Below are 12676 nucleotides of genomic sequence, written 5' to 3'. Positions count from 1 at the left end.
CCAGACCTCTTTTCATTAGAAAGAAGAGAAGCCAAGATGGCCTCTCATTCTATCATTCTTATTTTCTTTGCTGCTTTACGTCTTTTTCTGCTTTTTCAAGTGCCTTCTTCGCGGATTTCTTGCCATGGATGGCTGCGTCTATCTGCGGGTCGATTCTTGACTGGTAATCCGGGTAATGAATCGGTACAGGATGAAGCCTGGTATCCTTCAGATTATCCACAGCCTGTTGATAAACCATTTTTTCCTTGCCGCTAAAACCTTTAATCACGTTTTTGGCAGCCTGCATGTTGGCGATGTTATCATAGTTTTTCTTTGCCCAGTATTCCTGTGCCTTTACGCCAGCCATGTATTTTATGAAGGCTGCTGCTTCTTTCGGATGCTTGGCGCCTTTAGGGATTTCCAGTACAAATCCGCCGCCTTCATTCCAGTGTCTGCTGCTGCTGTCATAGGCAGGCATAGGAGCTACGCCAAAGTCCATATTTGTTTTAGAGTCGCGGATCTGCGTATAGAATGTGGCAACATCTGTCCACATGGAAACCTTGCCGGATATGAATGGGTTGGATTGGCCGCTGCCGAAGTCCGCTTCATATTTCTGCAGGTTTTTATCTCCAAGGCGTTTTCTCCAATCGGCGATCCATTTCAGTGTTTCTATCTTTCTTGGAGTCGCAATCTCAAGCTTGTCACCTTCTATAAAGCCTTTTCCGTTGTCTGCATTGGCCATCCAGCTTCCTGCACCAAAGCTTCCCCATGTCGGATAAAAGCCGATGCGCTCATAGCTGCTGCCTTTTTTTACATCGAGTTTCTTAGCATACTCTTCAAGCTCCTTCCAAGTGGAAGGAGGGCGGTTAGGGTCGAGTCCCGCTTCTTTGAAATCTTTTTTATTGTAGAAAAGCAAACGTGTATCTGTTGTAAAGGGAACGCCGTAGAATTTCCCTTTGTATTCAACGGTCTTCCAAAGGTTCGGATATAACTCATTTTTGATGCTTTCATTTATGTATGGAGACAGGTCCTCAGATTGCTTGTTTTGTGCCCGGTGGGAAACACTGTTTATGTCATTGACGATAACATCTGCGGGATTTCCCGCTGCGACTGCTGCCAGGTTCTTTGTCCAAATATCTCCCCATGGCACATATGTATGTTTAACTTCAATTTTATCTTGTGACTGATTGAAATCATTCACAATTTTCTCAATTACCGGTTTTCTTGTTTCAGAGCCCCAGAAAGTCTGGAAGCTTACGATCACTTTTCCGTCCTTTGTTTTATCAGATGCACCGCCCGATCCGCCTGAGCATGCAGAGAGCATCAAGCAGGCAGCGACTGACATCAGCAAAACCCATTTCATTCTTCTCACAATATGTACCTCCATAGTTGATATTTCAAGAAAGTATTCCAACCTTGCATTTACCACAAATATAAACAAATGAAACCTGCTAAGTTTATCCGGCAGGTTTTTTTGTGGAATCTGTTAGTGGCTCCGCACCCATAAATCATTGCTTGAACTGGAGTTATGGAGTGAAATGCAGTATAATTTTTAGCGGGAATGCTGATTGAAAAAAGCGGATATGAGCGGATATGAAAAGATAGGCGCCAGGATGGACTGGCTGCCACCGGGACATTGCATTTTTAGATGTGAATCGTTACCATAAAAAGACAAAGTCTTGATTTTGAAAATAGGATGATGGAAATGAAAAGAGCAAGATTGATTTACAATCCGACTTCAGGCAGGGAAGCAATCAAGAAGCATCTGCCGCAAGTATTGGCAAAGCTTGAAATGGCAGGCTATGAAGCCTCCTGCCACGCCACGACGTGTGAGGGCGATGCCACGAATGCTGCACGGATTGCCATTGAGCGGGGCTATGATACGGTAATTGCAGCAGGCGGTGACGGCACGATTTATGAGGTTGTTAATGGGCTAGCCGATGCTGAGGTTCGTCCTAATCTTGGAATCATTCCGGTTGGGACAACCAATGACTTTGCGCGTGCCATCCATGTGCCAAGGTCCATTGAAAATGCTGTGGATATTATTGCAGCTGGCCATACCATGCCAATAGATATCGGGAAAATGAACGAAAAATACTTTATAAATATTGCTGGCGGAGGACGCCTGACTGAGCTCACATATGAAGTGCCAAGCAAGTTGAAAACAATGATCGGACAGCTTGCATACTACTTAAAAGGTATTGAGATGCTGCCATCTATCAAGCCGACAGAAGTTAGCATTGAATATGACGGAAAGATCTTCGAAGGCGAAATCATGCTGTTTTTAGTGGCGAATACAAATTCAGTCGGCGGTTTTGAAAGACTTGCCCCGGATGCATCACTGAATGACGGAATGTTCACCATGCTGATTCTTAAGAAAACGAACCTGGCTGATTTCATCAGGATCGCTTCATTGGCCATCCGAGGCGAGCATGTGAATGACCGGAATGTCATCTATGCCAAAGCCAACAGAATCAAGGTCATTACTAAGGACAAAATGCAGCTGAATCTGGATGGGGAATTCGGCGGGCTTGCACCTGCAGAATTTGTGAACCAGTACCGCCATTTCAATGTGTTTGTGCCTAAAGGCAAGCTTGCTGATGATCCGGCTAATCAATAATGCTGAAAACTACACCCCTGGGACAGCGGTCTCAGGGGTGTTTTATATGTAGGCTGTTTTCGTAAACTTTATTGCTATCTGAACAAGGGGTTGATTTCCGCTCCAGGATGCTCGCTTTCCGTGGGGCGGGCGGTGAGCCTCACAAGCAAAGCTTGCGGGGTCTCACCTTCCCGCTAATCCCACAGGAGTCTCGCACCTTACACTCCAATCAACCCGGTTTAACAACAGGATTGCTTCACAGAACAATAAAAAAAAACAATCTTTAAGAAAAGAGCCAATATTTATAAAACTGCACCAAAAATGATGGCTGGGAAGCAAGAATGGGCGAGGCGTGAGAACATCACTTAGAGCCTGGCTCATGCCGTTTACGTTATAGTTGGAATAAATATGAAAAAATATAAGCCAGTACCTTGCAATAAACAATAGCGGGTGGTATATTATGAAACAGAGGTACATATTATGGAACAGTACCATACAATGTATAGTAGTTAAACGGCGATAAGGGGTGTGAAAGGTGAACGTACAATTTAAAAAAGGCGTCTTGGAGTTATGCGTGCTCGTGCTTTTAGATAAAAAAGACCGCTATGGATATGAGCTTGTGCAAAAAATATCCGATCAGATAGAAATTTCAGAGGGCTCTGTGTATCCCTTGCTTAGAAGGCTCACAAAGGAAGAGTATTTTACGACATATTTGCAGGAATCGAGCGAGGGTCCGTCACGTAAGTACTACAAGCTTACAGATAAAGGGCGTATTTATTTGAGAGAACTGATAGCAGAGTGGAATGAATTTACAAATGGAGTCAATACATTGATTAAAGAAGGTGTGAACCATGAATAAAGAACAATATCTGCATCAATTGGATGTGGCCCTGAAGCGTCTCCCTGCTCATGAGAGAAAGGATATCCTTTGGGATTATGAAGAACACTTCGCAAACGGAATCGAGGAAGGCAAAAGTGAGGAGCGGATTTCAGCTTCACTTGGGTCTCCCCAGCAAAACGCCAAGGAGCTGCTTGCGTCTTATCATATAGGAAAGGCTGAAAAGAAGGTTACAACCGGAAATATCCTGCGGGCAACATGGGCTGCGCTCGGGCTTGGATTTTTCAATATCGTATTTATCCTGGGACCTGTCATCGGCATAGCAGCTGCAATGGCCACAGGATGGATTTCAGGAGCAGCTTTTATCCTCAGCCCTCTTATGGTACTTGTGGGTTCAGCGGTAAACCGGGGTACCTTCGAATGGTATGATTTATTCTTTTCCATAGGATTATGCGGAGCCGGGCTCTTCATTTTAATTGGCATGTACTACGCCACATATGCATTGGTCCGCGGGCTGATCCGTTATCTGAAATTCAATGCTTCTGTTGTGAAAGGCGGTCTGAATCGTGGGTAAAATAAAAAAACTAAGTATACTGGCAGCTCTTCTTTTGATCATTGGAATTACAGGGGCACTTTTAACGTATCAATCAGGAAAAGAAGTACGGATTTCACAGAACAAAACTGCAGCAGACTCAAACTACAAAAACGTGGTCATTGATACTGACAATGCGGGTGTGGAGATTCAGCCTGTTTCTTCAGGACCGGCAAAAGCAGTACTGAGCGGCAAAAGCTCGGAACAAAAGCAGCTGGACTTTACCATGAAAAAAGAAGGCTCCACACTGAAAATTAAAGTAAAAGAAAAGCAGAGGAAGTTCTATAACTTTGACTTTTCCTTTACTTCTTTAAAGCTGAAGGTGTATATTCCGCAAAAGCAGTACAGATCACTGACCGTTCATAATGATAATGGACTTATTAAGGCAAAAGATATGAAGGCGGACAGCCTGACTTTAATTGTAAATAACGGCTATGTCGACCTGAAGAATATTCAATCAAAACACTCATCCATTTCTGCAGACAATGGCAGGATGTTTTTAGATAAAGTAACGGGCGATGTGAAGGCAGCGGCAAATAACGGGGAAATCAAGATGATTACTAGTGACCTTGAACGCAATATCACACTTGACTGCGATAATGGCAAAATTTCTATCAAAACAGAAAAAGAGCCCCGGAATGCAGCCTTCCACGTTAGAGCCGATAACGGAAAAATCAACATCCTTGATAAGTATCAGCATGATGCTGTACTTGGCAGCGGAAAGTATAAAATTAGGTTAACAACGAATAATGGAAGTATTGAAGTGAAACGGTAATTTTCATAGAATGAAAAGACTGCGGGATATGCCTGCAGTTTTTTTGTATAATGGATTTATTGCCCAGTTAGAAAGGAAGACAAAATGGATAAAGATATATTGCTGTTTTTGCAGGAAGGAACATTGTTGTCAGGAGTGCTCAGCTTTTTGCTGATGGTGGTCCTTGCCTTCATTCCTGCTATGCCAATACCAGCTGCAGCAGGTGCAATTGGGGCTGTTTTCGGATTCTGGCCTGCCTTTCTGATCAGCTGGGGCGGAGCTGTTTTTGGCGCACTTTTGATGTTTATACTGTCACGTTTCCTATTCCGCAATAAAGCATATGGGATGATTAAAAAATATAAGAAAGCAGATGCCCTGCTTCATTTTATCGAGAATAATGCTTTTCTTTCTCTTATGATTGTAAGGCTCTTGCCGATATTTCCTTCAGCTGTGATTAATCTCGGAGCGGCAATCTCTGGAATTAAAACGAGAACCTTTCTTCTTGCTGCTTTGCTTGGGAAGCTGCCGGCCATGCTGACATTTACCCTTGCAGGAAATCAGCTCGAAAAAGGAAATTGGCCGATATTAGTTCTTGTTGGCCTTTATCTACTTGTCATACTTTTGGCCGCGGCCAGAATTCGTAAAGTGATCGGCGAGCGTTAAAATATTATAATGTGATAAAGATTCGAAGAAGGGCAGCTCTGCAGAAGATGCAGGGCTGTTTCTTTATATAAAAGGATTACAGCACATTTAATCAAACGTTTGATTAAATTTTTTTCTCCTATTTTAACTATGGTAAAGTAGAGAAAAAGAATAAAAAGGAGAGAAGGACATGCTAGTCAGACAAGCAAGAATAGAAGATGCAGCACAGGCTGCAGAACTGATCCACCTGGCCATCAAGGACATTGCGGAGGCACTGACAGGGGAAACGGAGGAAGAGAAAATAAGAAGTGTACTGCGTCGTTATTTCACTCAGGAAGTAAACCGGCTGAGTTACCGCAATACACTTGTTGCAGAAATTGAGGGTATGGCCGCAGGCATTATTATCTCCTATCATGGTAGTGAGGCTAGTGTGCTCGATGCCCCGATTATCGCTTATTTACATTCAGAAGGAAGCACAAATGGTGCTGTTGAAAAGGAAGCGGAAGATGAAGATTATTATATTGATACATTGAGTGTAAACCCCGGGCATTGGGGGAAAAGGGTAGGAACATGCCTTGTGGAGGAATCGGAAAAGCTGGCTAAGGAAAAAGGCTATAAAACCATATCCTTAAACGTGGAAGAGGACAATATAAGAGCACGGAAGCTTTATAGCAGGCTCGGCTACACTGCTTCAAAGGTTATTACAATCAATCATCACAGTTATGAATATATGGTAAAAACTCTTTAAGGAGGAGAAAGCATGATTGAGGGCTGGGTGAGAAACGGAGACGTACGGATTCACTATCTGGATAACACTGGTTCATCCAATGAAAACATCCCGCTTGTGATGGTTCCCGGCTTGGCCGAAACAGGAGAGGATTACAGGGATGTCCTTGAAGCGCTGCTGCCGAGGCGGGTCATTGTGATCACAATGAGAGGCAGGGGCCAAAGCGATACGCCTCCCCATGGGTATACCCTTCGTGACCATGCAGAGGATATCAGCAGTGTGATTAATCATGTGGATATCGGAAAATTCGTGTTGTTTGGCTATGGGGCCGGAGTCATCTACAGCCTTCGCTATGCCGCAGATCATATGAGCGGGATCAGCGGGATTATTATCGGAGATTATCCTGCAGTGTCTTTGGATTTCCAGGAGGGGTGGAGTGAGTTTTTTGCTAAAATCCCAGGCCGCCACGGAAATGTGCTTGACCGGATGACGATGGAAACATTAAAGGAAATAGAAAAGGATTCCGAAGAAGTCAGCTTTCTTGAGGATTTGAAAAATATGGACTTCCCCGTGCTGATTCTGCGCAGCAGCAGCGGAAAAGCGGGTCTTACTGAAGAAGGGGCCAAAGAGTACCTTGCAGCGGTGCCGGACGGGCGGATCCGTATACTTGATGAAGATGGGGAAGAACCTGTGGCAGAGGAGTTTGTACATGCATTGGATGATTTCTTTCAGGAAATAGAAAACTGACTGCAACAAAAAAATACGGTTTAAGGCCGTATTTTTTTCATGGCATGATTGCGTTCTAGCTTAACCCGTTCGTGTCAGACCAGCTGGCATAGCTGCCAGTTCCGTCACAGCCTGGACAGTCTAATACACTGTTATAGTAATACTCATTTGGTGCATAGGCGCTAAAGCCTTTTCCACGGCAATCCGGGCACCAGCCTTTGGATTCCATCTCAGAGATAAATTTGGCCTGACGGGCAGCATTCCATGAAGCAATCGCACTGAATAATCCCATTCTGTTCACCTCAACTGTTTTTTTCTTATTTTGTTTCAAAAATAAGCAATTTATACAAGCTGGGACTAAGGAATGGCTGAAAAAATGGCTTATTATTATCCTATGAAAAATTACTGCCGCATGTGAGGAAAATAAAGCGGATTTTGTTTTCAAACAGGTAATTATGATAAACTATTTGAAGCTAGACAAACACTTGCTGGAGCACAGAAGAGGTGCTTTGCATTTCAATAGAAAAGGACGTATAACATGAAAAAAACAGCACCAGTTGCTAAAAATGAAACAATAGATGCAGTATTTGAAGATTTGACGCACGACGGAGCAGGCGTAGCCAAGATTGATGGGTATCCGGTATTTGTTCCAAATACACTTCCCGGAGAAAAAGCAAAAATCAAGATTATCAAAGTAAACAAAGGCTATGCGTTCGGCAGGCTTCTTGAGCTGCATGAAGAAAGTCCATTCCGCGTCCATATTCCCGCTTTGGAAAACCATAAATACGGCGGCAGCCAGCTTCAGCACATCAGCTATGAAGGGCAGCTGAAGTTCAAGGAAAACCAGGTGAAGCAGGTCCTCACCCGGATCGGCAAGCTTGAGGATGTCAGCATTCACCCCATCTTAGGCATGGAGCATCCCTGGCATTACCGAAACAAAGCCCAGGTGCCGGTCGGCGAAAAAGACGGAGAGCTGATAGCAGGCTTCTACAAACCCCGCACACATGAAATCGTGGATACGAATGAAAGCCTGATCCAGGATTCTGTCATTAACGAGGCTGTCCAGACTGTAAAGGAAATCTGCAGCGAACTCGGAATTCCGGCCTATGACGAACAAACCCACAGAGGAGTTCTTAGACATATTATGGCCCGGTACGGCAAAGAAACAGGCGAGCTCATGGTCGTGATTATCACGAGAACAACAGAGCTTCTGCAAAGAAATAAAATCGTCGAAGAAATCATCAAGCGTCTGCCGAAGGTAAAATCCATCGTCCATAACATCAACTCCAAAAAAACAAACGTCATTCTAGGCGAGAAAACAAAGGTGCTTTGGGGAAGCGAGGTTATTTACGATTATATCGGAGACGTGAAATTCGCTATCTCTGCAAGATCCTTTTACCAGGTGAACCCGGACCAGACAAAGGTTCTTTACAGTAAAGCCCTTGAATACGCAGGGCTCACAGGGGAAGAATCCGTCATTGACGCCTATTGCGGCATAGGCACCATTTCTCTTTTCCTTGCCCAAAAAGCGAAGAAAGTCTTCGGTGTGGAAATCGTGCCGGAAGCCATCTCTGATGCAAAAAGAAACGCTGAGCTAAATGGCATCACAAATGCCGAATTTGCAGTCGGCGAAGCAGAAAAGGTCATCCCAGCTTGGTATGAAGAAGGCAACACAGCAGATGTCCTTGTCGTAGATCCGCCGCGCAAAGGCTGTGACGAGGCACTTCTGAACACAATCATACAAATGAAGCCCAAAAAAGTCGTCTACGTCTCCTGCAACCCGGCCACACTCGCCCGCGACCTGCGCATCCTCGAAGACGGCGGCTACAAAACAATAGAAGTGCAGCCTGTGGATATGTTTCCGCAGACTACACATGTAGAGGTGATAGTGAAACTTATTTTGAAAGGTACAGTCGATTAAACTGTACCTGATAAAGATGAGTGAGAGGGGGAAAGATTGTAATGTATTTTTATCTTTCCTTCCTCAAATACTTCTATCTTATTAATTAGCCTTTGTAGGACTTGCTTTAAAACCTTACTATCGTCTATATCAAGGTTTAAAAACCGTGCTATTTCATTTTTAAAAACTTGAAGTTGTTCGGAGGTATCTTTTTTAATTTCTAAAGCGGAGTTCAATTCAACTTCTTTGTTTGCTAGCTCCTGCTGTTGTTGGGCAATACGTTCATTTTGAGACTTAAACTGATCTACAGTAATGTGACCCTGTATGTGAAGCGATAAAATATTATCAAACCTTTTATTAACTTTCGTTAGTTTTCTTTCAATTTGCTTTAATTCCTTTTCAATACAGGAATTGAATGAACGAGCTTTTTTCTCAGCAATACCACACAGTTGATCGAGTTTAAGACTACTTTTCATAAAACCTCTGATGTCTTCCTTGACTGCTTGGAGAAGTGTTTGTTCTTCAATAATATGTGAGGAACAATATGTGCTCTTATATTTTACATAGCCCCCACAAACGTAAGCACCTTTTCTTCTATCAGGCTTAAAATGCATTCCACTTCCACAATCAGGACATTTGGCAATATGGGCAAACAGACTCTCTTTACCGTTGCTTTTTCGTTTCCCCTTATTCTTCATGAGTTCCTGAACGGCTTTAAAGTCTTCCTCTGAAATGATTGGGGGATGAGCATTCTCAACAACAATTTGTTTCTCATGATCAACCTTTTTTCTAACCTTGAATAGTTCGGAGTCGCTAAGGAACTTTGTAGTTTCCTCTCGATGATGCACTAAATTTCCTATATAAGCTGGGTTATTGAGAATACCTTTAATAGTATTTTGGTGCCACTTAGTACCTGCATTAATTGCTCCTGCTGCTGCTCTTGGAGTGGGAATACCTCTAGACATTAAATCATTAGTGATTTTAAACATCCCCCACCCTTCATAAAGGTAAAGATGAAATATCTCTTTGATGGTAGGAGCAGTTATTTCTTCTATTTCTAATTGTCGTGTATAAGGGTTCATTTTGTACCCATAGGGCGCAATAGACGCTTTGTATTTCCCTCGTTTTGCACTTTCATATAAACCGAGTTTTACCCTTTGAGATAATTTAAGCGCCTCTTCTTTAGCAAATACAGCTTTTAGTTCAAATGACATTGAACTATCACTTGTAGCAGAGTCGTAAAAATCTTCGGGCAGGATTAATCGAACACCTTGCTTTTCAATCTGTTCCGCAGTTTGTAAACTTTGAACAGTGTTCCTTCCTAATCTTGAAACTGATTTTGCAATAACAACATTAATGTCCTTCTTTTCAAGGTCAATTAATAACTTGTTAAGCCCTAAACGATTTTTTAATCCTGCTCCACTAATACCATTATCAATGTATTTATCAACAACGGTAAAGCCTTTGTCTTTAGCTACACTTTCAGCTAAAGAAATCTGATTTTGTAAACTGTTTTGTTGTTCTTCTCTCGTTGTACTTACACGAGCATAGATTACACATTTCATTATTCAGCCACTCCCTTGTTTTCAGAAGTGACATTAGTTCTATCATTATCGTAGGAATTAATTAACATTTTGTCAATTACATAATCTACAAAAGATAATAAAACCCCTTCGACTGTTTCTGTTCCTGTAAATTCTCTTTCAATTATCATGCTAAATCCCCCTCAACCTAGTAGTCGCTGTAGGTGGGGGGATAGTTGCGATTAATCTGAAAGAAAGTCCATGCCTTAGTAACAATTCCACCTAAAGCAGCTACTTTGAAAATAAAATATTTTTATAAGTAAGGGTAATGAATGATGGTAAAACAGCTAGTAAATGGTGGTATCTAGCTATGATCTAGATTGGTTAAAATAAATACCAATTAGGGTATATATCGATTAGGATTATATGGGTTTAGTAGCTGTACGTCTTGAAATATATTTGAAATTTTTTCTCGTTGGTCTTACAGAGGCAATCTATTCTATGAGAGTCTTCATCTATCGGGTAGGCACCCGGTGGGGTCTCGGTGTAGAGTTCTATTTTGTATTACTTTTCTTGTTACTCAGAATGAATAGAACCCCATTTTCTCTATGAGCTTTTAAAAAAATTGGGTTTCTCTATTGGGATTCTATATGGTGTCTAAATAAAGGCGAAAAGGCTATCGAGACTTTATCGACAGCCTGATAGTTAATTAATAGCAACCAATTCATCCTGGTATCATGTTCAATTCATATTTTTAAGCTCCAATTGAACTTGGATGAATTTTTCTTTGACATTAAGGATGTTGAAATGTTCATTATCATGAATCACTCTAACAAGAGAACGGCAACCTTCTACGTTGTATATACCATAGATTGCATGTCCAAAAATCTCTCTGGTTTTTAATCCTTTTCCCATAGTTTAAGGGGATCCGACTGTAAACTTTCTTTATCATACAATTTAGCCCATTTTAGGAACTCTGGAAAATAATCAACATCCTCGTTGCTAAAATCATACATGCTATCAGCAATTATTATACACTCCTGCATTAACTCTTTTAAGCTATTCTCCGATATTCTTATCAATCCATTGATATTATAAGCATCAACACATTGCATATAAACCCATTCGTATACAGTGTCAGTATTAACTGAAAACATTTCCCCAATTTGTTGTACAGTGTAAAGTTTTTCAAGTTTGTTCATAGTATTTCCCTCACTTATCAAGATTAGTAGGTCAATCTGACCTCTCAAACTAGTAGTCGTTTCATCTCATACATAAGTTGCGGAGGTTAAGGGAATATTTATTGTGCTCCAAAAAAAGTTGTATTTATTTTTGTGGGAGATTTAGATAATTACTACTCAATCTCTTTCTTGCCCCCATACAACCCAAATGGGTATTGGTAGCTTTTTTTGTTTTCCGTCTATGCCAAACCTCCTAATCGTGAAAATTTAATATATTTCTAATGTTTTGAGATAACAAAAAATAGTAAAATTAAACTTGTGGTTATTAAAAATATGAGGAGGAACACAAATGAAAAAGAAGCTAATTGCAGGGGTTTCAGCACTTGCATTAACATTTAGTTTTGGATTAGGAGTCATGGCTTCTCCAAAACTTTCATTCTACTTTAATGGTAAAGCAAAAAACATGGATGTAAAAATCATTAACAAAAAAGCTTATGTAGCGTTAAATGATTTGACCGCCTTGTTCGGCGGTAAAGTATCTTATGACAAAGCTAAAAATAAATATTCAATAACATCAAAGGATTATAAACCTTCGTACGATGCATATAAAAAAGTTCTCTTAAATAAAGTTAGTTTTTTCAGCGTGAATGATAATAAAAATGTATATTTGAATAAATTAAATTCACCATCAAAAGTGATAAACTTTACCGTTCTTGATATGGATGGAGATAAAACTCCAGAAGTAATTGTTCAATTATCTTACGGGAATGACTACCCTTACCCTGATTTTGTTGAAGTATTGCATTATAGTAATGGAAAAGTTAATGGATTCAACTATAACTACAGAGGCTTGATGGGAATAAAGACCGACGGCACCTATAGTTGGTCAAATGGTGCAGCGGACAATGGTTATTCAAAACTACGATATTCATCAGGCGTCTATAAAGAAATTGAGTTGGGACATCGTCAATCGAGTTACGACACAAAGGGTAATTTGAAATTATCTTATTTCATAAACAATAAATCAGTTTCTGAGGCGTCCTACTCTTCATTTAGCAAGATTCAAGATGGGAAAAAGGATGTAGCTTGGTACAATATTACTCAACAGAATATTGACAAACAACTCCCAACCCCTTGATGAAACACTTTGTTCTTAAAAAATAACATATTATTCATAATTGATTACTAGGACAATTGTTTTTGACACCCCTAAAT

The 12676-nt window shown here is 41.1% G+C and carries 14 protein-coding genes; 9 read left to right on the top strand and 5 right to left on the bottom strand.

Annotation, left to right across the window (positions count from 1 at the left end; genetic code table 11):
- Positions 1-58: 58 nt before the first annotated feature.
- The gene (locus tag BIV59_RS18300; protein WP_071352929.1) at positions 59-1342 is read right to left on the bottom strand and encodes an ABC transporter substrate-binding protein; all 1284 of its coding nucleotides are present in this window, start codon (positions 1340-1342) and stop codon (positions 59-61) included.
- A gap of 342 nt (positions 1343-1684) precedes the next feature.
- Here BIV59_RS18300 and BIV59_RS18295 point away from each other — a divergent pair, with 342 nt between their 5' ends.
- From BIV59_RS18295 to BIV59_RS18265, 7 genes are all read left to right on the top strand, one after another.
- Positions 1685-2599 carry a diacylglycerol kinase gene (locus BIV59_RS18295; protein WP_071352899.1) on the top strand — a complete coding sequence of 305 codons (915 nt, stop codon included), beginning with the start codon at positions 1685-1687 and terminating at the stop codon, positions 2597-2599.
- A gap of 514 nt (positions 2600-3113) precedes the next feature.
- A complete protein-coding gene (locus BIV59_RS18290; protein WP_071352898.1) occupies positions 3114-3437 on the top strand; it encodes a PadR family transcriptional regulator in 324 nt (107 codons plus the stop codon).
- Positions 3430-3990, top strand: a complete 561-nt coding sequence (locus tag BIV59_RS18285; RefSeq protein ID WP_071352897.1) for an HAAS signaling domain-containing protein — start codon at positions 3430-3432, stop codon at positions 3988-3990. The genes BIV59_RS18290 and BIV59_RS18285 overlap by 8 nt, the downstream gene beginning before the upstream one ends.
- Positions 3983-4783: a DUF4097 family beta strand repeat-containing protein gene (locus BIV59_RS18280; RefSeq protein ID WP_071352896.1), complete on the top strand. Its 801-nt coding sequence runs from the start codon at positions 3983-3985 to the stop codon at positions 4781-4783. The genes BIV59_RS18285 and BIV59_RS18280 overlap by 8 nt, the downstream gene beginning before the upstream one ends.
- An 84-nt stretch (positions 4784-4867) precedes the next feature.
- Positions 4868-5425 carry a TVP38/TMEM64 family protein gene (locus BIV59_RS18275; RefSeq protein ID WP_071352895.1) on the top strand — a complete coding sequence of 186 codons (558 nt, stop codon included), beginning with the start codon at positions 4868-4870 and terminating at the stop codon, positions 5423-5425.
- Between the two features lie 169 nt (positions 5426-5594).
- Positions 5595-6152, top strand: a complete 558-nt coding sequence (locus BIV59_RS18270; protein WP_071352894.1) for a GNAT family N-acetyltransferase — start codon at positions 5595-5597, stop codon at positions 6150-6152.
- A gap of 12 nt (positions 6153-6164) precedes the next feature.
- Positions 6165-6878, top strand: a complete 714-nt coding sequence (locus tag BIV59_RS18265) for an alpha/beta fold hydrolase (RefSeq protein ID WP_071352893.1) — start codon at positions 6165-6167, stop codon at positions 6876-6878.
- 55 nt (positions 6879-6933) lie between these two features.
- Here the strand turns inward: BIV59_RS18265 and BIV59_RS18260 are convergent, their stop codons facing one another.
- On the bottom strand, positions 6934-7149 hold the full coding sequence (locus tag BIV59_RS18260; protein ID WP_071352892.1) for a hypothetical protein: 216 nt from the start codon (positions 7147-7149) through the stop codon (positions 6934-6936).
- A gap of 246 nt (positions 7150-7395) precedes the next feature.
- Between BIV59_RS18260 and rlmD the strand changes: the two genes are divergently transcribed.
- Positions 7396-8778: a 23S rRNA (uracil(1939)-C(5))-methyltransferase RlmD gene (gene rlmD, locus BIV59_RS18255; RefSeq protein WP_071352891.1), complete on the top strand. Its 1383-nt coding sequence runs from the start codon at positions 7396-7398 to the stop codon at positions 8776-8778.
- Here the strand turns inward: rlmD and BIV59_RS18250 are convergent.
- The 3 genes from BIV59_RS18250 to BIV59_RS18245 all read right to left on the bottom strand — a co-directional run bounded on the left by BIV59_RS18250 (position 8775) and on the right by BIV59_RS18245 (position 11482).
- Positions 8775-10322: a recombinase family protein gene (locus tag BIV59_RS18250; RefSeq protein ID WP_071352890.1), complete on the bottom strand. Its 1548-nt coding sequence runs from the start codon at positions 10320-10322 to the stop codon at positions 8775-8777. The genes rlmD and BIV59_RS18250 overlap by 4 nt on opposite strands.
- The gene (locus tag BIV59_RS23815) at positions 10322-10471 is read right to left on the bottom strand and encodes a hypothetical protein (RefSeq protein ID WP_170846192.1); all 150 of its coding nucleotides are present in this window, start codon (positions 10469-10471) and stop codon (positions 10322-10324) included. Before BIV59_RS23815 ends, BIV59_RS18250 begins: the two co-directional genes overlap by 1 nt.
- Positions 10472-11179: 708 nt before the next feature.
- Positions 11180-11482: a helix-turn-helix domain-containing protein gene (locus BIV59_RS18245; protein ID WP_071352889.1), complete on the bottom strand. Its 303-nt coding sequence runs from the start codon at positions 11480-11482 to the stop codon at positions 11180-11182.
- 328 nt (positions 11483-11810) lie between these two features.
- Here BIV59_RS18245 and BIV59_RS18240 point away from each other — a divergent pair, with 328 nt between their 5' ends.
- Positions 11811-12599 (top strand): hypothetical protein, encoded by a 789-nt coding sequence (locus BIV59_RS18240; protein WP_071352888.1) that lies wholly within the window; start codon positions 11811-11813, stop codon positions 12597-12599.
- Positions 12600-12676 lie beyond the last annotated feature (77 nt).

The sequence above is a fragment of the Bacillus sp. MUM 13 genome (assembly GCF_001866725.1).
In the GTDB taxonomy this organism is placed as follows: domain Bacteria; phylum Bacillota; class Bacilli; order Bacillales; family DSM-1321; genus Peribacillus.
This window is presented reverse-complemented; position numbering and strand designations above follow the sequence as displayed.